This is a genomic window from Streptomyces sp. NPDC057638 (assembly GCF_042800315.1).
Lineage (GTDB): Bacteria > Actinomycetota > Actinomycetes > Streptomycetales > Streptomycetaceae > Streptomyces.
In genome coordinates, this window is the sequence record NZ_JBHVHF010000041.1 from 5889 (window position 1) to 28606 (window position 22718).

The 22718-nt window shown below is 70.5% G+C and carries 24 protein-coding genes; 16 read left to right on the top strand and 8 right to left on the bottom strand.

What is annotated here, in order from left to right:
- The first annotated feature begins 11 nt into the window (after nt 1-11).
- From ACFVIM_RS08680 to ACFVIM_RS08710, 7 genes are all read left to right on the top strand, one after another.
- Complete coding sequence (locus ACFVIM_RS08680) at nt 12-146, top strand: lasso RiPP family leader peptide-containing protein (protein WP_384299967.1); 135 nt, start codon at nt 12-14, stop codon at nt 144-146.
- A gap of 161 nt (nt 147-307) precedes the next feature.
- Complete coding sequence (locus ACFVIM_RS08685; RefSeq protein ID WP_384299935.1) at nt 308-442, top strand: lasso RiPP family leader peptide-containing protein; 135 nt, start codon at nt 308-310, stop codon at nt 440-442.
- A 478-nt stretch (nt 443-920) separates the two neighbouring features.
- Complete coding sequence (gene galT, locus ACFVIM_RS08690) at nt 921-1976, top strand: galactose-1-phosphate uridylyltransferase (RefSeq protein ID WP_384299936.1); 1056 nt, start codon at nt 921-923, stop codon at nt 1974-1976.
- Nucleotides 1973-2929, top strand: a complete 957-nt coding sequence (galE, locus tag ACFVIM_RS08695; RefSeq protein ID WP_384299937.1) for a UDP-glucose 4-epimerase GalE — start codon at nt 1973-1975, stop codon at nt 2927-2929. Before galT ends, galE begins: the two co-directional genes overlap by 4 nt.
- A complete protein-coding gene (galK, locus tag ACFVIM_RS08700; RefSeq protein WP_384299938.1) occupies nt 2926-4029 on the top strand; it encodes a galactokinase in 1104 nt (367 codons plus the stop codon). Before galE ends, galK begins: the two co-directional genes overlap by 4 nt.
- Nucleotides 4030-4102: 73 nt before the next feature.
- Entirely contained in the window at nt 4103-4720 is a 618-nt protein-coding gene (locus ACFVIM_RS08705; RefSeq protein WP_384299939.1) for an RNA polymerase sigma factor, read from the top strand.
- Nucleotides 4717-5757, top strand: a complete 1041-nt coding sequence (locus tag ACFVIM_RS08710) for a CU044_5270 family protein (RefSeq protein ID WP_384299940.1) — start codon at nt 4717-4719, stop codon at nt 5755-5757. The genes ACFVIM_RS08705 and ACFVIM_RS08710 overlap by 4 nt, the downstream gene beginning before the upstream one ends.
- 212 nt (nt 5758-5969) lie before the next feature.
- Here the strand turns inward: ACFVIM_RS08710 and ACFVIM_RS08715 are convergent, their stop codons facing one another.
- Nucleotides 5970-6578 carry a response regulator gene (locus tag ACFVIM_RS08715; protein ID WP_384299941.1) on the bottom strand — a complete coding sequence of 203 codons (609 nt, stop codon included), beginning with the start codon at nt 6576-6578 and terminating at the stop codon, nt 5970-5972.
- Between the two features lie 506 nt (nt 6579-7084).
- On the opposite strand from ACFVIM_RS08715, the gene ACFVIM_RS08720 reads away from it, so the two are divergent.
- The 3 genes from ACFVIM_RS08720 (at nt 7085) to ACFVIM_RS08730 (ending at nt 10723) form a co-directional block, all read left to right on the top strand.
- On the top strand, nt 7085-8959 hold the full coding sequence (locus tag ACFVIM_RS08720; protein WP_384299942.1) for an alpha/beta fold hydrolase: 1875 nt from the start codon (nt 7085-7087) through the stop codon (nt 8957-8959).
- Entirely contained in the window at nt 8956-9540 is a 585-nt protein-coding gene (locus tag ACFVIM_RS08725; protein ID WP_384299943.1) for a hypothetical protein, read from the top strand. Before ACFVIM_RS08720 ends, ACFVIM_RS08725 begins: the two co-directional genes overlap by 4 nt.
- A 94-nt stretch (nt 9541-9634) precedes the next feature.
- Nucleotides 9635-10723 (top strand): NUDIX domain-containing protein, encoded by a 1089-nt coding sequence (locus tag ACFVIM_RS08730; RefSeq protein ID WP_384299944.1) that lies wholly within the window; start codon nt 9635-9637, stop codon nt 10721-10723.
- Between the two features lie 82 nt (nt 10724-10805).
- On the opposite strand, the gene ACFVIM_RS08735 is transcribed toward ACFVIM_RS08730, so the two are convergent.
- From ACFVIM_RS08735 to ACFVIM_RS08750, 4 genes are all read right to left on the bottom strand, one after another.
- Entirely contained in the window at nt 10806-10958 is a 153-nt protein-coding gene (locus ACFVIM_RS08735) for a hypothetical protein (protein ID WP_384299945.1), read from the bottom strand.
- A gap of 31 nt (nt 10959-10989) precedes the next feature.
- On the bottom strand, nt 10990-11241 hold the full coding sequence (locus ACFVIM_RS08740; protein ID WP_384299946.1) for a hypothetical protein: 252 nt from the start codon (nt 11239-11241) through the stop codon (nt 10990-10992).
- Nucleotides 11242-11844: a hypothetical protein gene (locus ACFVIM_RS08745; protein WP_384299947.1), complete on the bottom strand. Its 603-nt coding sequence runs from the start codon at nt 11842-11844 to the stop codon at nt 11242-11244.
- Nucleotides 11845-12138: 294 nt separating this feature from the next.
- Complete coding sequence (locus ACFVIM_RS08750) at nt 12139-13530, bottom strand: sporulation protein (RefSeq protein ID WP_384299948.1); 1392 nt, start codon at nt 13528-13530, stop codon at nt 12139-12141.
- Between the two features lie 413 nt (nt 13531-13943).
- Here ACFVIM_RS08750 and ACFVIM_RS08755 point away from each other — a divergent pair, with 413 nt between their 5' ends.
- From ACFVIM_RS08755 to ACFVIM_RS08765, 3 genes are all read left to right on the top strand, one after another.
- Nucleotides 13944-15569 (top strand): asparagine synthetase B family protein, encoded by a 1626-nt coding sequence (locus ACFVIM_RS08755; protein ID WP_384299949.1) that lies wholly within the window; start codon nt 13944-13946, stop codon nt 15567-15569.
- Nucleotides 15570-15597: 28 nt separating this feature from the next.
- On the top strand, nt 15598-16035 hold the full coding sequence (locus ACFVIM_RS08760) for an NUDIX domain-containing protein (RefSeq protein ID WP_384299950.1): 438 nt from the start codon (nt 15598-15600) through the stop codon (nt 16033-16035).
- 62 nt (nt 16036-16097) lie between these two features.
- The gene (locus ACFVIM_RS08765) at nt 16098-17417 is read left to right on the top strand and encodes a UDP-glucose dehydrogenase family protein (protein ID WP_384299951.1); all 1320 of its coding nucleotides are present in this window, start codon (nt 16098-16100) and stop codon (nt 17415-17417) included.
- 20 nt (nt 17418-17437) lie between these two features.
- Here the strand turns inward: ACFVIM_RS08765 and ACFVIM_RS08770 are convergent, their stop codons facing one another.
- From ACFVIM_RS08770 to ACFVIM_RS08780, 3 genes are all read right to left on the bottom strand, one after another.
- Nucleotides 17438-18634 carry a helix-turn-helix domain-containing protein gene (locus tag ACFVIM_RS08770; RefSeq protein ID WP_384299952.1) on the bottom strand — a complete coding sequence of 399 codons (1197 nt, stop codon included), beginning with the start codon at nt 18632-18634 and terminating at the stop codon, nt 17438-17440.
- A gap of 172 nt (nt 18635-18806) precedes the next feature.
- Nucleotides 18807-20108 carry a multiprotein-bridging factor 1 family protein gene (locus ACFVIM_RS08775; RefSeq protein WP_384299953.1) on the bottom strand — a complete coding sequence of 434 codons (1302 nt, stop codon included), beginning with the start codon at nt 20106-20108 and terminating at the stop codon, nt 18807-18809.
- A 237-nt stretch (nt 20109-20345) separates the two neighbouring features.
- Entirely contained in the window at nt 20346-21620 is a 1275-nt protein-coding gene (locus ACFVIM_RS08780; RefSeq protein WP_384299954.1) for a multiprotein-bridging factor 1 family protein, read from the bottom strand.
- Nucleotides 21621-21847: 227 nt separating this feature from the next.
- Between ACFVIM_RS08780 and ACFVIM_RS08785 the strand changes: the two genes are divergently transcribed.
- The 3 genes from ACFVIM_RS08785 to ACFVIM_RS08795 are packed head-to-tail and all read left to right on the top strand — an operon-like array spanning nt 21848 to nt 22715.
- Entirely contained in the window at nt 21848-22093 is a 246-nt protein-coding gene (locus ACFVIM_RS08785) for a hypothetical protein (RefSeq protein WP_384299955.1), read from the top strand.
- Nucleotides 22090-22290 carry a hypothetical protein gene (locus tag ACFVIM_RS08790; protein ID WP_384299956.1) on the top strand — a complete coding sequence of 67 codons (201 nt, stop codon included), beginning with the start codon at nt 22090-22092 and terminating at the stop codon, nt 22288-22290. The genes ACFVIM_RS08785 and ACFVIM_RS08790 overlap by 4 nt, the downstream gene beginning before the upstream one ends.
- Nucleotides 22287-22715: a hypothetical protein gene (locus ACFVIM_RS08795; RefSeq protein WP_384299957.1), complete on the top strand. Its 429-nt coding sequence runs from the start codon at nt 22287-22289 to the stop codon at nt 22713-22715. The genes ACFVIM_RS08790 and ACFVIM_RS08795 overlap by 4 nt, the downstream gene beginning before the upstream one ends.
- Nucleotides 22716-22718 lie beyond the last annotated feature (3 nt).

Consider the following 22718-nt stretch of genomic DNA (forward strand, 5'->3'; position numbering starts at 1 on the left):
AGGTGACACCGATGCAGGAGAACGAGATCTCCAAGGAGCACTACGAGGAGCCCGAGCTGACCGAACTGGGCGACTTCACCGAGGTGACCGGCTACTCGCCCGTCGGTCCGCGCATTGAGCCCTTCCTGAACCTCCGGCGTTTCTGACGCCGACGATTCCGGAAACGCCCGAGCACACCGGTCCAGGCGTGCGGACCACCCGGCGAGGGCCACTCCCACGCCCACTCCACACACCGGAGGGGATTGCGGGCGCCTCACACCCACAACCCCTCACTCGACCACCTGACGCGAGAAAGGAGGTGACACCGATGCAGGAGAACGAGATCTCCAAGGAGCACTACGAGGAGCCCGAGCTGACCGAACTGGGCGACTTCACCGAGGTGACCGGCTACATCAACGTCGGCCCGCGCATTGAGATCTTCCTGAACCTCCGGCGTTTCTGACGCCGACGGTTCCGGAAACGCCCGAGCACACCGGTCCGGGCGTGCGGACCACCCGGTGAGGGCCACTCCCACGCCCGCTCCACACACCGGAGGGGGTTGCGGGCGCCTCACACCCGCAACCCCTTACTCGACCACCTGACGCGAGAAAGGCGGTGTCCTTACAGCAGACCACGAAAGACGCCCGCGAAACAGCCGTACTCACCGTACCGGCGGCTTCGACGAGATGACGGGCCACCAGTTCCCGCCAGTCGCAGGAGCTGAAACCGACCGCTCGTCGCCCCACAGCGGTCTGGAGCGCCCCCGGAAACCTTCCGGGGGCGCTTCCGGCGTATCCGGGCCGTCCAGCCCGTCCCGCCTCCGCCTGATCACCGTCAACACCCCGCCTCCCTCCCCCGTATGCCCCACCCTCCATTGACTCTCCCTGTTGGCTCATGGTTTGTTGTGTGCGTTTCTGTTCGATGTCGTGAGGGACGCGCCCGTGAAGAAGACCGCCGCCCGGCTCGCCGACGGCCGCGAACTGCTCTACTACGACCTGCGCGACGACACCGTCCGCGACCCGGCCGCCACGGCCGACCGGCGGCCACTCCCCCAGGTCGCCACCCGCTCCGAGATCCGGCGGGACGCCCTGCTCGGAGACGCGGTCGCCATCGCCTCCCACCGGCAGGAGCGCACCTACCACCCGCCCGTCGACGAGTGCCCGCTCTGCCCCTCCCGGGACGGCCGGGCCACCGAGGTCCCGGCGGACGACTACGACGTGGTGGTGTTCGAGAACCGGTTCCCCTCCCTCGCCGGGGAGTCGGGCCGCTGCGAGGTGGTCTGCTTCACCGCCGACCACGGCGCCTCCTTCGCCGATCTGCCCGAGGAGCGGGCCCGCCTGGTACTGGAGGTGTGGGCCGACCGTACGGCGGGGCTGGCCGCGCTGCCGGGGGTCGAGCAGGTCTTCTGCTTCGAGAACCGGGGCGCCGAGATCGGTGTGACGCTGGGTCATCCGCATGGCCAGATCTATGCGTACCCGTTCATCACCCCCCGTACGGAACGGATGCTCGCCAGCGCCGCCGCGCACCGGGAGCGGACCGGCGGCGGGAACCTCTTCGACGCGGTCGTGGCGCGGGAGGCCGCCGACGGCGGACGGATCGTGGTGGACGGGCGGCACTGGGTGGGGTTCGTGCCGTACGCCGCGCACTGGCCCTACGAGGTGCATCTCTACCCCCGGCGGCGGGTGCCGGACCTGCGGGGGCTGGACGAAGACGCCCGCGCCGAGTTCCCCCGGGTCTATCTCGATCTGCTGCGCCGCTTCGACCGGCTGTTCGGGCCGGGTGAGCCGCCAACCCCGTATGTCTCCGCCTGGCACCAGGCGCCGTTCCGCGCGGCCGGGCGGGAGGAGTTCGCGCTGCACCTGGAGCTCTTCACCATTCGGCGGACGTCGGGCAAGTTGAAGTACCTCGCGGGTTCCGAGTCCGGTATGAGCGTGTTCATCAATGACGTGCCGCCGGAGACGGCGGCCCGGCGACTGAGAGAGGCGGCGGGCGGATGAGCAGATACCTGGTGACGGGCGGAGCCGGATACATCGGCAGTGTGGTGGCGGAGCGGCTGCTGGCGGAGGGCCATCGGGTGACCGTGCTGGACCATCTGTCCACCGGCTTCCGCGCGGCCGTGCCGCCGCGCGCGGAGTTCGTGGAAGGCGATGTGCGCGACGCGGCGAAATGGCTGGACCGCTCGTATGACGGGGTGCTCCACTTCGCCGCGTTCTCGCAGGTCGGCGAGTCGGTGAGCCACCCCGAACGGTACTGGGAGAACAACGTCGGCGGCACGATGGCGCTGCTCGGCGCGATGCGCGCGGCGGCCGTCCGTACCCTCGTCTTCTCCTCCACCGCCGCCACCTACGGCGAACCGGGCTCCGTCCCGCTCACCGAGTCCGCGCCGACCGCCCCCACCAGCCCCTACGGCGCCTCCAAGCTCGCCGTCGACCACATGCTGGCCGGGGAGGCGCGGGCACACGGGCTCGCGGCGGTCTCCCTGCGGTACTTCAACGTGGCGGGCGCCCACGGCGGGTTCGGCGAACGCCACGACCCCGAGTCGCATCTCATCCCACTGGTCCTGGACGTGGCGCTGGGCCGCCGTCCGTCGATCGCGGTGTACGGGGACGACTACCCCACCCCCGACGGGACCTGTGTCCGCGACTACATCCATGTCGCCGATCTCGCGGAGGCCCATCTGCTGGCGCTGCGCGCGGCCCGCGCGGGCGAACACCTCATCTGCAACCTCGGCAACGGCAACGGCTTCTCGGTCCGCGAGGTCATCGACACCGTCCGCGAGGTCACCGGCCATCCGGTCCCCGAGGTCACGGCCCCGCGACGGCCCGGCGACCCGGCCGTCCTCGTCGCCTCGGCGGCCACCGCACGCGAACGTCTCGGCTGGACGCCCACCCGCTCCGACCTGCGCGGGATCATCACCGACGCCTGGGAGTTCACCCGGAGGAAGCGATGAACCAGGGCGTCTGGACGGCCCCGGGACGGGTCAACCTCATAGGTGAGCACACCGACTACAACGACGGTTTCGTGATGCCCCTCGCCCTGGACCGGGGCATCACGGCGACCGCCCGCCGCCGGGACGACGGCGTACTGCGCCTCAGCTCGGCCCAGGCGGACGGCCCCCCGGTCTCCCTGCGGCTGGCCGACCTCGCCCCCCAGGCGCGCACCGGCACCTGGGCCGACTACCCGGCCGGGGTCGCCTGGGCGCTGCGCGCGGCGGACCTCCCCATCGGCGGCGCCGAGATCCACTACACCTCCACCCTCCCCTCCGGCGCGGGCCTGTCCTCCTCGGCCGCGCTGGAGGTCGTCACCGCGCTGGCCCTCGGTGATCTGTACGGGGCCGTCCTGGCACCCGACCGGATGGCGGCCCTGTGCCAGCGCGCCGAGAACGCCTACGTGGGCGCGCCGACCGGGATCCTGGACCAGACGGCGTCGGCGTGCTGCCGCGAGGGCCACGCCCTGTGGCTGGACACCCGCACCATGACCGGGCGCCAGCTCCCGCTGCGCCTCGCCGAGCACGGGCTGACGCTCCTGGTCGTGGACTCCGGCGTACGGCACGCGCACAGCACGAGTGCGTACGGTCGGCGCCGGGCGGGCTGTGAGACGGCGGCGCGGGCGCTGGGCGTGCCCGCGCTCCGGGACATCCCGCTGGACTCCCTGGCCGGGGTCCTGCCCCGGCTGCCGGAGGAACTGCGCCCGCTGGTGCGCCATGTGGTGACGGAGAACGACCGGGTGGAGCGGGTCGCGTCCGCGCTGTCGGCCGGGCGGCCCGCCGCCCTGGGGCCCCTGCTCTCGGCGGGCCACCGCTCCCTGCGGGACGACTTCCAGGTCTCGTGCGTGGAGCTGGACGTGGCGGTGGAGGCATCGCTGGAGGCGGGCGCGCTGGGCGCCCGGATGACGGGCGGCGGCTTCGGCGGCTCGGCGATCGTGCTGGTGGAGACGGCGGGCGCGGCACGGGTCACGGCGGCGGTGGAGGCCGCGTTCACCGGCGCGGGCCGGCCGCTGCCGGGGATCTTCCCGGCGGCGGCGGGGGGCGGGGCACGGCGGGTGGGGTGAGGGGCGCGGGAGGCCTGAGCGCCGGGTGGAACCCCTTCCCTGGTGCGGACACTTAACCTGCGTGGAGTCCCCCTTGAACGAACGGGTCCGGTCCGGCGACCGGGCCGCGTTCGCGGAAGTTTTCGACCAGCACGCGCGCGTGGTCTACGCGCACGCCGTGCGGACCACCGGTGACTGGGCCCTCGCCGAGGACGTCATGTCGCTGACGTTCCTCGACGCCTGGCGGCTGCGCCACAAACTCACGGGCGAGGTGCGCAATGTGCGGGCCTGGCTGCTGGGCATCGCGACGAACGTGATGCGCAACACCGCCCGCGCCGCGCGCCGCCACCGGGCGGCGATGTCACGGCTGCCACCGCCGGAGCCGCTGCCGGACTTCGCGGACGAGGTGGTCGGACGGATCGCCGACGAACGGGAGCTGAGGGCGGCGGCGCGGGCGCTGCGCCGTCTGAAGCGCGGTGAGCGGGAGGTCTTCGCGCTGGTGGTCTGGTCCGGCCTGGGATACGCGGCGGCGGCCGAGGCGCTGGGCGTGCCCGTGGGCACCGTACGATCCCGGCTCTCGCGGGCCCGGGAGAAGCTGCGGCGCCTGGTGGCGGAGGAACTGGCACCGGACCAGCCGACGACCGCCGAGGGACAGCCGACGGACAGCCGGGCGGACGCGCCCCGCGCGACGCACAGGAGGAGCCGGGGATGAATCCGTACCAGCGGACCGACGGGGAACAGTCCGAAGAGGTCCGGGCCGAACGGGAACGGGCCGAACGGGCACAGGCGGCGTGTCTCCTCCCCCCCGCCACCCCTCCGGACCTGTCCCCCGACCGGCTGCGGGCGCGCCGCCGGCACCTCCTGGCCGAGATCGACCGGGAGCACCGCCCCGCGCGCTTCCGGCTTCCGGCGCGGCGTCTGGTGCTCGCCCTGGGCGCGGTCGCGGCGGCCGGTGCGGTCGTCGCCGCCCTCACCCTCCCCGGAGACACGGACACGACGGACACCACGCGAACGCCACCCGCCACCGCCGCGTCGGTGCGGTTGCTGGAGCGGGCCGCGCTGGCCGCCGACGCCGTACCCGTACCCGTACCGCCGGTTCGCGGCGATCAGTTCACCTACGTACGCACGGCGGGTCACACCACCGTCCTGTCGGAGAACAAGGACGGCGGGATGGACCGGTTGCGTCAGGACGAGGCCATGGAGCAGTGGACCTCGGTGAACGGGCGCGACCGCACGATGCAGCGCAAGCGGGGCGAGGACCGGCTGCTGCCCGGCACCCCGGGCAAGGGCCGGCTCAACGCCCCCACCTACGCGTTCCTCGCGGCCCTGCCCACCACGCCCCGGGCCCTGCTCGACCTCATCTACGCCGACGCCGAGAAGAACCACGGCGCGGGCTCGGACTCCACCACGGGCCCCGACCAGCAGGCGTTCATCACCATCGGCGACCTCCTGCGCACCTCGGTCGCGCCCCCGGGCACGACGGCCGCCCTCTACCGCGCCGCCGCGCTGATCCCCGGGGTCACCACCGTCCCCGACGCGGTGGACGCGGTCGGCCGCCCCGGCGTCGCGGTCGCCCGGACCCATGACGGCGAACGCACGGAGTGGATCTTCGACAGACGTACGGTACGGATGCTCGGCGAGCGCACGGTCCTCACCAGGGACAGCTCCTGGGGCGCGGCCGGAGCCGTGGTGACCTCGGTCGCCCGGATGGACAGCGGCGTCGTGGACCGGGCCGGGCAGGTCCCGTGACGAGCAGGTCCCGGGCGGGGCCTGGGCGCCCCGGGCGCCGGGCGCGCGGGGCCGCGTCCGTCCTGACCGGGGCCGCGTCCGTCCTGACCGGGGCCGCGTCCGTCCTGACCGGGGCCGCGTCCGTCCTGGCCGGGGCCGCGTCCGTCCTGGCCGGGGCCGCGTCCGTCCTGGCCGGGGCCGCGTCCGTCCTGGCCGGGGCCTGGGGCGCCGGGTCAGATCCAGCCGTGGCGGCGGGCGAGCTGGGCCGCCTGGTGCCGGTTGGCCACCTTCAGCTTGGTGGTGATCCGCGACAGGTAGTTCCGGGCGGTGCCCTGGGCGAGGACGGCACGGCGGGCGACGGTGGCGATGGGGGCGCCGTCCGCCGCGAGGGAGAGGACGTCCGCCTCCCTCGGGGTCAGCGGGGACGCACCGGCGGAGATGGCCTCCGCCGCCAGCGTGGCGTCGACGTAGCGGGTGCCCGCGTGCACGGTCCGGACGATCGCGGCCAGCCCCAGCGCGGACGCCGTCTTCGGTACGAAGCCGAGCGCGCCCGCCATCAGGGCGGACCGCACATGCCCCGGTGACGTACGGGAGGTGACGACCACACACCGGAGGGACGGCCGGGACCGACGCAGCTCACGGATGAGCCGGAGGCCGTCGCGGTCGGGGGTGTTGAGGTCCAGGACACAGATGTCGGGGCTGAACCGCCGCGCCAGTCGAGCCGCGCGGCCCGCCGTGGTCGCCTCCGCCACCACCTCCAGGTCCGGCTCCCGGCCGAGCATCGCCGAGAGCGCCTCCAGGACCAGGCGTTCGCCGTCCACCATCAGCAGGCGGATGCTCATCCTGCCCCCTTCTCTCCTCCCCCCAGGGGAGCGGGCGGGCGCGGCGCCCCCGCTGAGAGGCACGGGACACGGGCCTACTTCGTTCAGCTCCCCGGGCACGACCCAGCGGGGTGTGATGCCCGTCACATCCATGAATCCGGGCGGTCGGTGGGCCGTCCTCCGGAGGACGGCGGTCGGCGCGACAGGACACCGGCCACCCTGACATCCGTCACCCCCTCCCCCGCGCCGATGTCACGCATCCGGAACGACCGCCTCTGCGCGGGTGGACTACCGCCCCCGCCCCGGGGCTGCTTCCATCCGTAGGTGACCGGCGCCCCGTAGGTGACCGGCGCCGCCCGCCGACGGGACGGCGACGGCCCGCCGAGAACACATCCGCCCGGTGTCACGCGGACCGGTGAACAGCGTCTTCGCCCGTACGACAGCGCGATGGAAGGGCCGCGTTCCCGCCGTGCCGGCCCACCGACCCACCAGCCACGGCGCCACCCCACCGCCGAGGGACGTGCAGCATGCGACGGACCGCCCAGGCCCTGCGCCGCCTCCTCCACACGGCGCTGGAGCCCCCCACCCTCACCCGCGCCCAAGCCCTCTCCCGCTCCGAACGCCTGAGCGCCCTCACCACCCTCAGCTCCTCCCTGGAACACCTCGCGCAGCGCCACCAGACGGAGCCCGGCGGCCTCAACGACTGGCACGTCCTCCGGGAGGCCGGTCCCACACCCGGCCCCCTGCTGCGAAGACTCCTCGACCGGGTCGCCGAACCCCGCACCACCACCGCGCTCCACCTCGGCCGGGCCGCCCTCGCCACGGCACTGCTCGCCCCCGGCGACGGACGGTGGCGCGGAGCCGCACAGCTGTGCCTCGCCACGAGCGGGGCGCTGCTCTTCCCTCGCCACGCCTATGGCACCGACGGCTCGGACCAGGTCACGGTCATGGTGCAGGGCGCCACCGGTGCCGCCCGGCTCGTCCGCGCGGAGCCCGCCAAGGACGCCCTGGTCTGGTACCTCGCGGCCCAGGCGAACCTCTCGTACCTGGTCTCCGGCTGGGTCAAGCTCATCGGCCCCGCATGGCGCGACGGCTCCGCGCTGCCCGGGGTACTGCGGACCCGCGTCCACGGCCACCCCCGGCTCTGGGCCCTGGCCAGGGAACACCCCCGGACCTCCCGGCTGCTGGCCCACTCCGTCCTCGCCCTGGAGTGCGGCTTCCCGCTCCTCTACACCCGCGGTGGGCGCCTGACCCGCCCCGTCGTCAGCGCCGCCGTGCTCTTCCACGGCGCCAACGCCTACGCACTGGGCCTCAACCGGTTCCTCACCGCCTTCACCTCCCTGCACCCGCTGGTCGCGTACACCGCCGTCCCGAAGACCCATCCGGTCGGCGCGCGCCGCGACGACCGCTTCCGCACGCTCGCCGCCGCCGCCCTCACCACGGCCACGGCGTTCACCGCCGTCGCCGCCGTACGGCGCAGGGCCGCCGTCCTCGCGGGCTCCCCCGGCAGCCGCCTCCTGGTGGCCCGGTCCGGCAACCTCCTCCAGTACGAACACCACGGCGACGGCGACCCGGACCAGCCCGTGCTCGTCCTCGGGACCGGTCTCGCCGCCACCCCGGACCACCTGGCCCGGATCAGCGAACGCCTCGCCGTGACCACCCGGTTCGGCGTACTCGGCTATGCCCGGGCCGGCTACAACGGATCCCGCCGCCGGGCCACCGGCCCCTACACCCTCGCCGAATCCGCACGGGACCTGGTGGACCTCGTCGAAGCCCGGGTGTGCCCCGGGCGCCCGGTGATCCTCGTCGGACACGCCCTCGGCGCGGAGGTCGCCCGGCGCGCCGCGCCGCTGCTCGGCGACCGGGTCGAGGGGATCGTCTATCTGGACCCCTGCCACCCCGCCGAACTCCTCCGCTCCGAACGGAAGTCCCGGGCCGCCGTGGAGCAGACCAGGAACCTCACCCGGATGGCCTGGTTCCTGCGGCTCGGCACCGGGGCCCTGCTCTCCCCCCTCGACTGGGCCACCGGCCTCCCCGGCCCCGTACGCCGCCGGATCCACCAGCAGCACGCCGACAGCCGGATGTGGTGGGCCGCCCTCCGCGAGTGGCGGGCCATGGAAGAGGAGTTCCAACGCCACACCGGGGAGCTTCCCCCCGTACCCGGCCGGGCCCTGGTGATCTCGGCCCAGGTGACGGCGGACGGCGACCCCGACCAGATCCCGCTCCACCATGAACTGGCCCGCGCCCACCGCGCGGGCGGGGAGTGCGTGGTCCTGGACGGCGCCGCGCACGACGGGATGCTGACCCGGCCGGGACCCGCCCGGGAGACCACCCGGCTGATCACGGAGTTCGCGGCCGCCACCCGCCCGGCCCACCCCCACCCGGCGGGAGCGCGGACATGACGCTCGCCCGGCTGCTGAAGGACGCCGTACGCGGACCCGGCGCGGGCTGGCGGATCGCGGGCGCCAGCGCCCTCACCCTCACCGTCGCCGCCCAGATCCCCGGCGAACTCCTCGGCCGGGCCCGGCGCAGGGACCTCCTGGCCACCATCCCGAACTGGCGCTTCTTCGCCCCCGACCCCTCCGTCCACGACTACGAACTGGTCTACCGGACGCTCTCCCACCAGGGCGAGACCTCCGGATGGAAGCAGGTACCCCTGGTGCGGAACCGGCGCGCGCACCAGATGCTGTGGTACCCCGAGCGCCGCGCCGGAAAGGCGGTATTCGATATGGGCACCGAAGTCCTCCGCGTCATCGACCAGGGATTCGCCACCGTCAGGGACCAGCCGTCCTACCGTGCCCTGACCAACTTCCTGCGCCGTGAGATCCGGCAGACCGAGAACCACGAGGCGGTCAAGGGCTTCCAGTTCGCCCTGGTCCGCAGCGCCGGATACGACCTGGACGAGCGGGCGGAGTGGCAGTTCATCTCCCCGTACACCTCGATCGCCCCGGTCGCCCGCCCCACCGCGATGCAGGGCAGGTAACCGCTCCGGCCGCGCGGGATCCGGCCCGGCCCCGGGGCGCTGTGCCCGGGGGCCGGACTGGGGGGACCAGCTCAGGGGACCTCCACTGGCCCGCATGGACAACGGCACCATGGCCGGGGCCGCCCGTACGGGTCCCGGGACCCGCGCTCCCGAACGCGCTGTCCGCGCCCCGAGCGCTCCCCGTGTGCTGGGGCGCGGCGAGACGGACGACTCCTACGCTGCGGAGGAGGCCGACCCGCAGCCGGGCTGCGGGCACGGAGTCCGGCTGCGGATGCGGATACGGATACGGGAAACCCGGCATCGTGGTCGATCGGGGCCGCCTCGGGTGGGCGGTCCGACCGGGATACTGCCGTCGATCCACGAGCGGGACGGCGGGGAACGGGGGGACGTGTTGCTGAACCTCGACACCACGACGATCGCGTTCAACGGACCGGACAACACGGGGAAGTCCAAGCATATCGGGGTCCTTGCGCGCCGGATCGGTACCGGCGCGCATCCGACTGGGCCGTTACACGCCCATGACCGGCGATGGGCGGCCATCACCAGCATGGGCATGAGCACGTGGTGGTTCGACCGCGCACCCGTAGAGGAGGTGGCCGTTCACTGGCCAACCCTTCACGTAGACGGCGGCTGGATCCTCCACCAATCCATTCGACCCACCAACAACCGGAAGGCTGAGACCAGCACCGTGATCGAACGCGTCCGCGCCATCCTGCTCACGCCCCACAACACCATGTTGCTCATCAAACGAGTACGACCGGGGATCCCTCCGTACTGGGTAGTCCCCGGCGGGAAGGTCGAGCCCACCGACATCAGCCTCAGAGACGCGCTACGCCGCGAGATCCAGGAGGAGATCGCCGGAACCCCCACGATCGGGCGTCTCTTCCACACCCTGGAGAACCACGGCGAACGCCAGCACTTCTACCTCACCGTGATCAATACGTGGGCCTTCGAGAATCGCACGGGGCCCGAGTTCAGCGAGGCAGGTCGCGGCGAGTACCTACTGGAAGAGATCGCGCTCACTCCCGGCTCCCTGGGCACTCTGAACCTCCAGCCAAAGGAGATCGCTTCCCTTCTCAGCCGGGCCATCGACGCGGGCGACCTGTTCAACCTCGCTGACGCCATACTCCCGAGCAACCAGCCGACGCTGGAACCGGGCGATTCGGCATCTGTCTCGGGGTGAGCTACCCACGGTGGCAGGAGGGGCGGCGGCGAGGGGGTGCGCTCCGGGCGGCTTCGTTGGAGACGCGTAGGAGACAAGCACGTCAGATGTCGATGGCCCATTCCGTGCGGGCGCGGTGGAGGAACTCCCCTACGGCGGGTTCGTGCCGCCAGGGGCTGAGGGCAGCGCTGAACTCCCCTACGTAATCCATGGCGCGTGAGGACTGGACCCGGGTGAGGAGGTCGCGGCGGCTCATGCTCCTCCCTTCTGGCTCGGCCTTGTGGCGGTCAGCGGTGGATCAGTTCGACCGCCGTCACGACCAGCAGCGGAGGTCCGCTGAGGTAGTAGCGCACGATCGCTCCGGCCACGGTCGCGAGGCGGCGGTCCGGTTCCTGGGCGGGTCCGGCCGGGCTGGAGCCGTGGCCGTAGGGGTCGCGGCCGAGGGTGTGGGTCATCGCCGTGTCGAAGCCGGTCCGGTGGTCGGGGGCCATCTGCTGGCGGACCTTCTCCGCCGCGCCCGCGTACTGGATCCGGTACACCTAGGCCGCCCCCGTCCCGCGCTGTTCGCCGTCCTCGGTGGGAGGGGCGGGTACGGCTCCGGTGAAGTCGCCTTCGCGGAGCCGGGCGATCAGTTCGTCCTCCCGGGCCCGGTCCTCGGCGGGGTAGCCCCAGCGGACCGTGGCGTGAGCGAGGTGCTGGGCGGGGGTGGTGGCGATGTCCCGGTCGAACGCGGGGCGCTGGTCGGGGGCGAGCGTGGCGCGGATGCCCTCGATCGTGGCGGGGAAAGGGCCGGTGGAGGCGGTCCACTGCGGTGACGGCTCTCCCGCCTCGGGATCGCGGGGGGCGAACCCCACATGAACGGGCTCGTGCCGCTCGTCCAGCACTCCGGCGAAGTCGCCGGTACGGAGTCGGGCGATCACCTCGCGGTCCTGCGGCGTCCCGACGGGGGTCAGCACGCTCTCCACGAGTGCGTCAAGGAGGAAATAGAGGAGGTCCGGGCCGGGTGTCCGGGGAACCTCGGCGTCGAAGTCCTCGGCCCGATCGGGCGGCAGGGCCGCTCTGACGCCCTGAATGGTGGCGGGGACCGTCACCCGCCCGGCGGCCAGCGGGATGCTCCAGGTGGGCTCCGCCTCGGTGGTCAACCGGTACCTCCACGGATTGAGGTTCTCCGCTCACGCACATTCGGGTCCAACGTACGGACTTCTGCAGAGCACGAGGGGGCCACTTGGGCAACGATCGCCTGCACAGGCTAACGGTGGATCAGTCAAGGGCTGGGAAGAGAGATCAGCTCGGCGCCTCATGCGGAGAGAAGCGCCGACAGGCCGAAAGCCGCACGCTGAACGTCTCCCGAACAACGCTGTACCCGCTCCTTCCGCCTCGCCAGAGAGGGACGCCGTCGATCCGGTCGCTCCTCCTACGCAGAGGAGGTACCGCGATCAGACACCGATGGCGAGTTCCGTGCGAGTGCGGTGGAGAAACTCGCGTGCGGCGGGCTCACGCCGCCAAGGTCCAAGGGCCACGATGAAGTCACGTACGTAGTCCTTGGCGCGAGTGGACTGGACGCGGGCGAGGATGTCGACGGAACGGTTCCCGAGGTCAAGTCCGTGGTCCACGTCACGGGCCTGAAGATGAGCGGAGCCGACAATGGCGAGGCGCATGCCAACCGACCGGGTGAACACGCCAGGCTGCATGGCGGCGGCATGCTGATTCCAGGCCAGTGCCGCTCTGGGTTGCTTCAGGTCGCGGAAGATCTCGGTGGCGTCGGCCGAGAGACGGGCATGGTGATAAAAGTCGATCCATGACGGTTCGGGGCAACTATCCGACTCTGCCCGGCCCAGCAGGCGTTCGGACGCGGAGAGAGCCTGTGCGGCGGCGCGCGCACCCCCTTCACGAGCATGAGCGCGAGCCTCAATGAGCTTGGTGAACGCCAGCACCCGAGGAACCGCCCGCCCCTTGGCCCGTTCGAAGGCACCCTGAGCCATGTCGACGGCCTCGGAGGCGAAGCCTCGAAGCATCGCCTGCATCGCCATGGTGGTCAGCACATAGCAGCCGAGTTGTACATCCCCGCCCGCCCTGGCGAGGCGCAGGGCTTGAATGAAGTGCCGCTGGGCGACATCGTGCTGACCGACGTCAAACGCGGACCATCCGGCAAGCCGGGACAGTTCACTGGTGCCGGAGAAGAGGTCCCGGCCGACCGTGTCAGTGAACGACCCCCTCAGCAGGGGCGCAGCCCGCTGCTGAAGGCAGACGGTAACCGAGTTCGCCCGCCAGTTACCGCCACCGTACTTCGAATCCCAGCGACGGGCCTCGGCCGCGGCTTCTCGCAGCTCCTCCAAGTCGGAACGGCCGACGCGCTGGCCACCGCTGTGATCGGTAGCCTCATCGGCTGGGGTGACCAGCCAGCGTGTCACGGGCGTGGTGAACGCGGAGGCAGCAAAACCGGATCCAGCAAGGAAGTCGCGACGGTTCACGACACTCCAGAAGGAAGTGGCGACGGTGACCGCATCGCCACGGTCCCTCGGGAAATCCAAACCCACGTCCGCATCAGGTGTCCGTGCGTCGCTCATACCGATGTCGGCGAGCGTCACCGGACGGCCAAGCCGCTCGCTGAGGGCCTGGGCGAGGAAGACCGGCACCGGCCACTTGGGGACCATGCCCCGCTGGCACCAATTCGCGACGGAGGTGTGGGAGTACCTCGTTTCCAGACCGGCTTGGCAGGCTAGCTGATTGACCCGCAGGGCGAGGGACTTGTGGCTCGCACCGGAGATCTCGATGAGCCGGGCCAAGTCCTCGTTGGGTGGACGCCTCCGACGACTGGTCGATGCCATCTTTCCCCCTTCTGTCAGATCTGTACGGGTCCGCAGACGGGGGCAGCCGACGCCCCTTCGGAGGGAGGCTCAGCCGCCCGACCCATAGGGCACAGAGGGTATTGGCCCGGACGCTGCGTGTTGCCGTCTCGCGAGTTGTGAGCCCCCTTGTGAGCCCTCCCGCACCTACGGCTGCCCAGGTGTGATGACGGAACCAGGTCGTCACCTGAACCCTGAGAAGGAGTTCGGTCCGACGGCCCCGGGCACCACAACGTCATCTCGGAGTGGACCAGATGTGCGGAATCGCAGGGCTGGTCGGCGGCGACGCCCGCTGGCATGAAGAGACAGTCGCTTCTATGAGTGCCTCACAGCACTACCGCGGGCCGGACGGCACCAGGCATACCGCGAGCCGGGACGGACGGGCCGTGCTGAGCATGAACACCCTGCTGATCGTCGCTCCTGACGCATCGCCCGGCCCCTACCTGGACGAGGTCAGCGGAGTGACACTCGCCTTCAACGGAGAGATCTACAACTGGCGTTCGCAAGCTACGGCATGGGGAATCCCGCTCCTCAGGAGGGAGTCAGACGCCCACTTCCTGTTGCGGGCCTGGGTGAAGATCGGGCCATCGTGTCTGGACGGACTGGACGGCATGTTCGCTCTTGCGGTCTACGACCCGAGGGTCTCAAGGTTGTTCCTGGCCCGAGACCGCCTGGGAGAGAAGCCTCTCTACTGGCGACTGGACGGGGACCGCCTCGCGTTCGCCTCCGAGGTGAGCACGTTGAGGTCCTACGGTGCGGCTCCGCTGGTGCACCGCCCGGAGGTCACAGCGATCGAGACACCCGTCGGCCCTGATACGCCGTACCAAGGGATTCAGCTGTTGGCCCCGGCCACCCTCCTGGCCTTTGACGTCACCACCGGATCACTGGAACAGACGGTCTGGTGGCACTTGGAGGACCGGGTCCCGTTCGTCGGCTCCTCCTCCGAAGCGCTGTCGGCATTCTCCACGATCCTCGCTGACCAGATCCCTCTCAGGTCCCCGACCTGCGACTTCGCACTCCTCCTCTCCGGCGGACTGGACTCTGCCGTACTGGCCTACCTCATGAAGCCGCCCGTCTGTGTCACCGTCCGCTACCGGGGACAGGAGCGGCTGGACGAGTCCTCCACCGCCGCCGTGATCGCCCGGGACGTCGGAGCTGAACTGCTCGTGGTCGAGCCTGACGAGGCCGACTTCACCCATGCGTTGCCGCAGATCATGCGGGCCCTGGACTACCCGATGGGCAACGCGTCAACATTCTCCGAACATATGGCCTATCGCAAGATCGCTGAACTGGGCCTGCGCGTGGTGATCGGCGGACTCGGACCGGACGAGTTCCTGATGGGGTATATCCGCCAGGCCCTGGTCCTCTTCGGTCCCGACGCCGTACTCAACGCAGGACTCGACGCATACAGGCCGCTGGCCGCCAAGCTTCTCCACTCGACAGACGAGCCCCTGGGCCCGGCAGAGGCCATGACGAGGCTGATCCTGCGGGGACCTGACCCTGACGGCCGCATTCGAGACCTCGTCGCCGATGCCATGACCCGCGCGGGCGGGGACCTGGCACGAGGGCTGACACTGACAGATCTAGCAACGGCCTGGAGGCCGCTGGTGCTGACCAGCGACAAGCTGGCGTCTGCATACACACTCGAACGACGATCCCCCTACCTCGCGCGAGACCTGGTGGAGCTGTCCTACCGACTCCCGGTCGAGCAGAAAATCACACACCCCGCACAAGGGAAGCGGATCCTCAGAGACGCAGCTCGCGCCCTCGGCCTGCCGTCTGAGGTCTGGGACAGCCGGGACAAACACGGGTTCGCCTCTCCTGTCCCGATCTGGCTGAATAGTTGCCTCGCACAGTGGGCTGATGAGCGGATAGACGCTGCTCTCACCATTGCACCGCCGTCCTTCCACCCGCTTTTCGAGGCAGGTCTGCAACAGACCGGCCGGTTCGACCGGTCCAGGATGCAGGCAGTGATGGCAGCGGTTTGGTGTGCGGAACAGGGTTTCCAGGCCGCCGCCTGACGTCCAGCCACCCCACTAGCGTGTCGGAATGCACTCCGACACCACCGAGGTTCCGGAATCGGGCGTAGCCCGTGGAGCCGTCGCGATCATCACGAACCGCCGCGGTGAATTCCTCCTCCACCTGCGGGACGACCTGCCGGATATCGCCTGGCCAGCCCACTGGAGTCTGCTGGGCGGGGGCTGCGACCCCGGTGAGACCCCGGCCGCCGCAATCGTTCGCGAACTCGATGAGGAAGCCCATCTCACGGTCGAGAGGCCAGTCGAGCTATTCGAAATGCACGATAGGTGCGGATCAGGGCAGGTCATTACGTTCTTCTCTGCGGTCTGGGATGGCGCCGCAGAGTCCCTCCGTCTCTCCGAGGGGGTGAAGCTCCAGTTCTTCACAGCCAAGCATCTCGGCATCCTCACGATCCCGCCGTTCATACGAGATGGGATCAACCGCTATCTGGCTGCCCGGACCGCCTGACCACGGTCGCGAGCGGGATCGGCCAAGGCCAGAGTGATACCGCCTCGAAAGGATCCCCCGGTATGAAGATGACCGTCATCGGATGTGGCTACCTTGGTGCCACCCATGCGGCCTGCATGGCCGACCTCGGCCACGAGGTCCTCGGTGTGGATGTGGACGTCGACAAGGTCCACACCCTGAACCGTGGCAAAGCTCCGTTCTTCGAACCCGGCCTGGACGATCTCCTCACCCGCCACACAACATCCGGACGTCTCAGGTTCACCACGTCCTCCAAGGAGGCCGCCGACTTCGCCGACCTCCACTTCATCGGTGTCGGCACGCCCCACCAGCCCGGGACCAACCAGTACGACCTCTCACACCTATTCAGCGCAGTGTGTCATCTCGCACCCCACCTCAAAGGCCCGGCCGTGGTCACGGTCAAATCCACCGTCCCTGTCGGGACCGCACCCCACATCGCTGATCTGCTGCGTGAACGCGCACCGGCGGGCGACGCCATCGAAGTCGCCTGGAACCCAGAGTTTCTGCGCGAGGGAAGCGCCCTTGAGGACACCCTTCGCCCGGACCGGCTCGTCCTAGGCTTCCGTACCGCTCACTCCCGGGCAGAGACCATGCTGCGGCAGGCGTTCAGGCAGGTCATCGAGGCCGGAGCGCCCGTGATCGTCACTGACTGGGCCACTGCCGAACTCGCCAAGGGAGCCGCGAACTCCTTCCTGGCCACCAAGATCTCCTTCATCAATGCGATGGCCGAGATCTGTGAGAAGTCCGGAGCCAGCGTCACCGAGTTGGCCGACATCCTCAGTCGCGACCTCCGCATCGGCGCTCATGGCATGCGGCCCGGTCTCGGTTTCGGAGGCGGCTGTCTTCCCAAGGATCTTCGGGGGTTCACCACCCGAGCCGAGGAACTCGACGCCGAGCAGGCTGTCGGGATCCTCCGTGAGGCCGACGCAGTGAACGTCCGCCGCCGTCATCGTGTGATCGACATCGCGCATGAGGAACTGAACGGCAACCTGCGTGGAGAGCGCATCACCGTCTGGGGCGCTGCCTTCAAGCCCGGGACGGACGACATCCGTGACTCACCTGCCCTCGCTGTCGCCCAGGCACTGCACGACCGCGGGGCAATCGTCACCGTCTCCGACCCCATGGCCTTGGACAACGCCCGCAAGCTCCATCCCGATCTGGCGTATGACGATGACCCGATTGCCGCCCTCGCGGACACCCGTCTTCTCCTCCATCTCACCGAGTGGCCCCAGTTCTCCCATATCGACCCCAGGCACCTGACCGGCCAAGCCCTTGGCCTCAAGGTCATCGATGCTCGCGGCACCCTCGACGCCGCACTGTGGCGTAGTGCCGGGTGGCTGATCCGGAGGCTCGGGCACTGCTGACACAGGTCGACCCACAAGCTCTACGGGGCGATCCCCGCCCACTTCGCGAGGTTCGTCAGCTCGGGGTTCGAACGTCGGTGCAGGGAGACGAGGACGCGGAGTACCTCGCGTGACATGGGGTGCAGGCGGGCCATCTCGGGAGCGACCGACTTGGCGCGGTGGAGCGCGGCGAGGGACTGATCACGGTCTCCGGCCGAGAGGTAGGCGCGGGCGGAGTCGATGTGGAAGTGGCCGAGTCGTGTGGGGGTGAGGCCCGGTAGCTCGGTTCTGTTGATCTCCTCGGACATCTGGGTCGCTTTACGGGGCTTGTCCAGCTCCACCCAGGCCGCGAGTTCGTGGAGCGCGGTGTTGCCCGTCCCGAAGGTGAGGTTGTGGAGCAACACATCCTTGCCGGGCAGGTGCTCGGCGAGCCGCTTGGCGTGCCGCGCGTGGTCGGCGGTCGTTGTGGCGTCTCGGGAACGGGAAGCCAGGACGACAGCCCGCAGGTGCAGGCTCCCTGCCGCCACGATGGAGGCGCGTCCATCCCGTGCGGGATTCACCGACAGTCGGCTGAGTGCGTCCTCCACCACCGCCAGCCCACCGTCGTAGTCACCGGCCGACTGGAACGCCCCCGCCTCACCCCATTCGGCGACCGCGAGCCCGACCCGGGACCCGGCGCGCGTGGCTGCCCATCGCTGACGGGCGGCGACCAGTTCAGCCAGGTCCGGATAGCCCAGTCGGCCAACCAGCGTGAACGCGCATCCATACACCTCGATGAGGCCCATCCAGGCGGCCTGGTCATCGGACCCTTGCCGATGTGCGTGCACGGTGGCGCGCTCGATCAGGTTCGGCAGAATCGCCAGAAGTTCGCGGTACTTCGTGTCAGCCCGAAGCTGACAGGCCAGATCGATCTCGGCCCGCAGTTCGACGGGGTCGGGCTCGCTGCTGGTCGGCTGCTCATAGCGGCGGATGGCCGACCTCAGCGCCTGAAGCTGGTCGGACGGCACGGCCTCCACGAAGGGCGTGCCGTACAGCACCGGTAGCGGGATGGAGAGCGTGGTGGAGATCGCGACGGCGGTCATGGGGGTGCAGGCGCGGTCGCCGACTTCTATTTTCGACAGAAGTGACACGGAGATCCCCGCGCCACGTGCGAGCTTGGCCTGAGACCAGCCCCGGGCTTTCCGCAGGGTGGCGATGTTCTCGCCGACGGCACCAGTCGTTGCGATGGCAGCCTGCATCTGCTCAGTGTCGCGCAGGGCTGCCCGCACGGGAGGCTCTTTGCGCATGCTCTTGCGCAGCGTCCGGACAAGACCGGGCCCATGGCGTGTCATGCGCGGTCAGTCAGGCATACAGGTGGCACGCCCGGTGGGCGGCTGGTGAGCGTTCACGCCGAAGGGTCCTCGGCTGCCATCAGATCCCACGCTTTCGCGCGGTGTAGCGGTCGGTCCAGTCCGAGGTGCACCGAGCACCGGGGGCGCTCCGGGTCAGGCCCTGGTTGAACCGGTGGAGTAGACGGCTGGTGCGTCCGCCCAAGGGGGATGCGGCGTGCTCTGGCAGAACGGTCAGGGCGGTGTCACAGGCTGCTTCCACAGCGCCCTGACGTAGCTGCGTGAGGGCGAGTTGAGCGGTGTAGTAGGACCTGTTGCGCTGGTACTGGGGGCGAAGGAGCGTCAGCGTCTGATGGAGGTGGGCCTCGGCCTCCGCGTGTTCTTTCAGTCCCGTCAGTGTGAGGGCGGACAGCCCGTGCAACTCGGCTTGGTCGTAGAAGCTGTAGCAGGGCTCACGTTCGACGGAGTGGTCGGCACGGCCGAACGCGCTGTGCGCGTAGGTGAGGGCGCGCCGAGCGGCGCGAGCCTCCGACACCTCGGTGAAGCAGGAGGAGAGCCGCGCTGAGGTGAGCGAGGCGAAGAACGGGTCACGGCGGCAGGCGGAGGAGTACCGGGCCTTCTGGGCCATGGCGACCGACTCGTTCACGTCCCCTCGCTGTCGTGCGAGGAAGGAGCCATGGCTCCAGACGCGGAGTTCGATCTCGCTGTCACCCGAGAGCCTGGCGAGGGTGAGTGCGCGTTCCATGTAGTGCTGTGCCCGCTGCGGCTTGCACTGGTCGATCGAGGCCCATACGCCGAATCCCGTGAACGCGGCAGCGAGGTAGTACAGCCGGGAGCGGACGCGCTCCGGCAGCATTCCGCCCGCGTTCTGAAGGAACATGGCCTGGTCGGCGAAGGCGAGGGCTTCGGCCTCCATGTTGACCGTTCCACCCTGGGTGTCATCGCTGAGGACGATTCCGGCGAAGGCTTGCTCCAGCGCATTGACCTGCGCCATGCCGATCCGTGGAGTCGGATTCGTAGCTGCGGCGGCGGGCAGCGCCGTCGCTCCAATCGCCGCCACACTGGCCACAGCGAAATAGCGTCGCTTCACGGCGTCCTCCAGTCCTGTCGGGATCTCCGGTGCGGATAGTTCTCTTTCTGCCGCTCGCCGAGGCGTGAACCCCAGCTCCTCGGCCGTCACGCCGAATTCCGCGGCGAGGGCGCGTCGTTGCTTTTCCTGTGGCCATCGGGTCTTTCCCGTGAGCCAGTTGCGGATATGCCGGGCGGTCAGGGTGCCAAGGCGCCCGGTTAAGTGCTCGATATGGACGTTCAGTCGTTCGGCCAGCTCTTCCTGGGTCAGCCCCGAGGCTGCCAGGTAGGCGGCGAAACGGGCGTTGCAGGCCATCGCCACACGGTAACGCCGTCCACGCTGAGCGTAAGCATGGCGGGGTAAAAGTTTCCTGCCCCACGCCGAGTAGGGCAGGGGCGAATTGCCTTTATTGGGCACCGAAGACAAGGTTTTCTCGTCGGGTGCCGCCTTCAGTGGGCGGCACGCCCGACCCCCCGTCAGCGCTCACCCACCGGAGAAACCCCCATGTCACTCCGTATGGCTGCCGTACTCCCCTCCGTACCGATGCCCCGCTCAGGCGGGCAGGGTCCGCAGCGCGTGGTCCAGTTCCCGGTACAGGGGGGTGTTCGCCCCAACGCTCATGTCGTCGCGGAGCGACTGGAGTTCGGCGACATGCCGCGCCGACTTCGTCTCCGCCGCCAGTTGGGCGGACTCCGTGACCAGGGCGAGGGCGCGGTCCGCGTCGCCGAGGGCGGCGTGGGCGGTGGCCTGGCGGGCGAGGTAGATGCCGGCGCGGCGGCGGGCGGCCGGGGGGAGGGAGGTGGTGACCGGCTCCCACAGGGCCTGGGCCTCGGCGTAGAGGTGGAGGCGGCCGTAGGCGGTGGCGCGCTGGATGTCGAAGAAGCGGGGGTTGGCCGCGGCGGTCGCGGCGGTGCGGCGCCAGGGGGTCGGCGGGGTCTCGGGGGCGGCCGCGGCGAGGTGCTGGGCCTCGTCCAGGAGGCGTTCGACGGCGTCGCGGTCGCCGAGCAGCGAGTGGCCGTGGGCCTGCTGGTACAGGAGTTGCATCCGGGCCACCGGGGGCATCGACCGGTGGTCCAGGCCGCGTTGGCACAGGGCGACCGACGAGCGCCCGTCGCCGAGTTCGACATGGAGGTAGCCGAGGTTGGCGAGGGTGTAGCCGTGCAGGTCCGGGTCGTCGACCCGGTGGGCGTCGGCGAGGGCCGCGCTGTGCCAGGAGCGGGCGGCGCTCCACTGTCCGGCGTCCTGGTGGAGCCATCCGGCGAGCACCGCGTACGCGGCGCCGACGCGGACCAGGTCGTCGCGGACCGTGCCGTTGGCGGCCTGGGCGACGGTGCTGATCACGCGGTACTGCTCGGTGACGGTCCCTATCAACTCCGCGGGTCCGAGCAGGGTGTCGGCCGTGTAGTGGGCGCTGAGCTGCTGGGCGAAGTAGTCGGAGAGCTTGGGGTCGATCCGGCGGGTCGTGAGCGCTGCGGCGTGGACGGGTTCGGTGATGGCGAGGGCGGCCACCGACCCGGCTGCCAGGAAGGTGCGGCGATTCACGGGGTCCTCCTGCTGTGGGTCGTCATGGGCGGGGTGGCCGGGTGGGGGTGTGAACCCCAGGTGGTGCGGGGCGCGCCCGAAGACATGGCGCAGGACGGTGGCGGCGTCGGCCCTGGGCCATCCGGGTCTGTCGGACTCCCAGCGCCGATAGGTCCGCTCGCTGACATAGAAGCTGGGGTCGTTCAGGACCTGTTGGCCCGTCGCGCTGATCGCCTCGGCCGCCTGCTCCTGGGAGGACCATCCCCGCTCGACCCGGGCCGCCCGCAGCGTGCGGTTTCCGTTCACCGTGTCACCTGGCATCACCACCCCCACGGTAACGCCGTTCCGAGGGGCCGTTACCGCCCGGAGTGCGCTCGGCGCACGGCTGTTCGCCATGGCCGGGTGATGGCCGGATCAAGGCCGCCATCTGTCCTGGCCGCGTAGCGGGCGAAGGCGGTTGGCTACTCCCAGACGGCGGCAAACCTGTCCACAAGGGCGGCTACCCCCCTTTCCGGACTGACGGAGAGACCCGTATGTCATTCACTTCTTGTGACGGGGACGGTGAGTCGATGGCCGTCGAGGGCCATCAGCGCCGTGCTCGGCCCACGGCGCCCGGCGCCGATCCCCCACCCGATCGTGGGAAGGCGTCCGAGCCCGACGGCGACCCCCCACCGGCTGAGGACCGCGACGGCCGCGATGACGACGGTGGAGACTCGCCGTTGCTGCGGTCGCTGCGGGAGCAGGTCCGCGAGATCAACCGGCTGAGGCGGCTGATGTGAGGCGGTTATGGGGCTGGCTCGCCTGTGCGCTGGGGTCGGCGGAGGAACGGCTGGGGCTCGGGTTCGAGCTGATACGGCTCCGCTGGGACACCGAGTGCGTCGACGACTGGAGCCGGGACCTGGTCGCCCAGGCCCGGCAGGCCCGCCTCGACGAGGAGTTGGGGCGGCTGCGGGAGGACGGGGGCGATCCGGTGTGAACGGACCCCCCGCCTCGTACCTCTGTTACGTCCTGGTGGAGGGGCCGGTCTACGGGAGCGGGGCGGTGCTGCCGTTCGTCCTGGCCACCCTGCGGACCCGGTCGCGGGAGGCCGCGCTGGAGTGGCTCCAGAACCGGGCGCGCTGGGTCGCGGACCGGCTCGATCCCGATCCGTGCGCCTCCCCCTGGGTGACTCCGGCGATGCGGATGGACCGGGTGCCGGTGCCGGACGCGCCGACGGAGATACGGGTGTGGTGCGACGACCCGCGTGAGGCGCTGGCCGTGTACGCGCGTCTGGAGCGGGGGGTGACCGTGTCCGTCGTCATCCCGGACGGGCCCGACCGGTACACCCTCGCCATCTGCCCGCAGCGGGCCCGGGTGCTCCTCATGCGGCCCTTTCTCAACCTCCAGCCCAAGAGGGGATGACCC

Excerpts from the sequence above, each read along its gene's own strand:
- ACFVIM_RS08680 (WP_384299967.1), top strand. The coding sequence starts at position 12 with ATGCAGGAGAACGAGATCTCCAAGGAGCACTACGAGGAGCCCGAGCTG.
- ACFVIM_RS08685 (WP_384299935.1), top strand. The coding sequence starts at position 308 with ATGCAGGAGAACGAGATCTCCAAGGAGCACTACGAGGAGCCCGAGCTG.
- galE (WP_384299937.1), top strand. The coding sequence starts at position 1,973 with ATGAGCAGATACCTGGTGACGGGCGGAGCCGGATACATCGGCAGTGTG.
- galK (WP_384299938.1), top strand. The coding sequence starts at position 2,926 with ATGAACCAGGGCGTCTGGACGGCCCCGGGACGGGTCAACCTCATAGGT.
- ACFVIM_RS08710 (WP_384299940.1), top strand. The coding sequence starts at position 4,717 with ATGAATCCGTACCAGCGGACCGACGGGGAACAGTCCGAAGAGGTCCGG.
- ACFVIM_RS08715 (WP_384299941.1), bottom strand. The coding sequence starts at position 6,578 with ATGAGCATCCGCCTGCTGATGGTGGACGGCGAACGCCTGGTCCTGGAG.
- ACFVIM_RS08720 (WP_384299942.1), top strand. The coding sequence starts at position 7,085 with ATGCGACGGACCGCCCAGGCCCTGCGCCGCCTCCTCCACACGGCGCTG.
- ACFVIM_RS08725 (WP_384299943.1), top strand. The coding sequence starts at position 8,956 with ATGACGCTCGCCCGGCTGCTGAAGGACGCCGTACGCGGACCCGGCGCG.
- ACFVIM_RS08730 (WP_384299944.1), top strand. The coding sequence starts at position 9,635 with ATGGACAACGGCACCATGGCCGGGGCCGCCCGTACGGGTCCCGGGACC.
- ACFVIM_RS08735 (WP_384299945.1), bottom strand. The coding sequence starts at position 10,958 with ATGAGCCGCCGCGACCTCCTCACCCGGGTCCAGTCCTCACGCGCCATG.
- ACFVIM_RS08750 (WP_384299948.1), bottom strand. The coding sequence starts at position 13,530 with ATGGCATCGACCAGTCGTCGGAGGCGTCCACCCAACGAGGACTTGGCC.
- ACFVIM_RS08755 (WP_384299949.1), top strand. The coding sequence starts at position 13,944 with ATGAACACCCTGCTGATCGTCGCTCCTGACGCATCGCCCGGCCCCTAC.
- ACFVIM_RS08760 (WP_384299950.1), top strand. The coding sequence starts at position 15,598 with ATGCACTCCGACACCACCGAGGTTCCGGAATCGGGCGTAGCCCGTGGA.
- ACFVIM_RS08765 (WP_384299951.1), top strand. The coding sequence starts at position 16,098 with ATGAAGATGACCGTCATCGGATGTGGCTACCTTGGTGCCACCCATGCG.
- ACFVIM_RS08770 (WP_384299952.1), bottom strand. The coding sequence starts at position 18,634 with ATGCAGGCTGCCATCGCAACGACTGGTGCCGTCGGCGAGAACATCGCC.
- ACFVIM_RS08775 (WP_384299953.1), bottom strand. The coding sequence starts at position 20,108 with ATGGCCTGCAACGCCCGTTTCGCCGCCTACCTGGCAGCCTCGGGGCTG.
- ACFVIM_RS08785 (WP_384299955.1), top strand. The coding sequence starts at position 21,848 with ATGTCATTCACTTCTTGTGACGGGGACGGTGAGTCGATGGCCGTCGAG.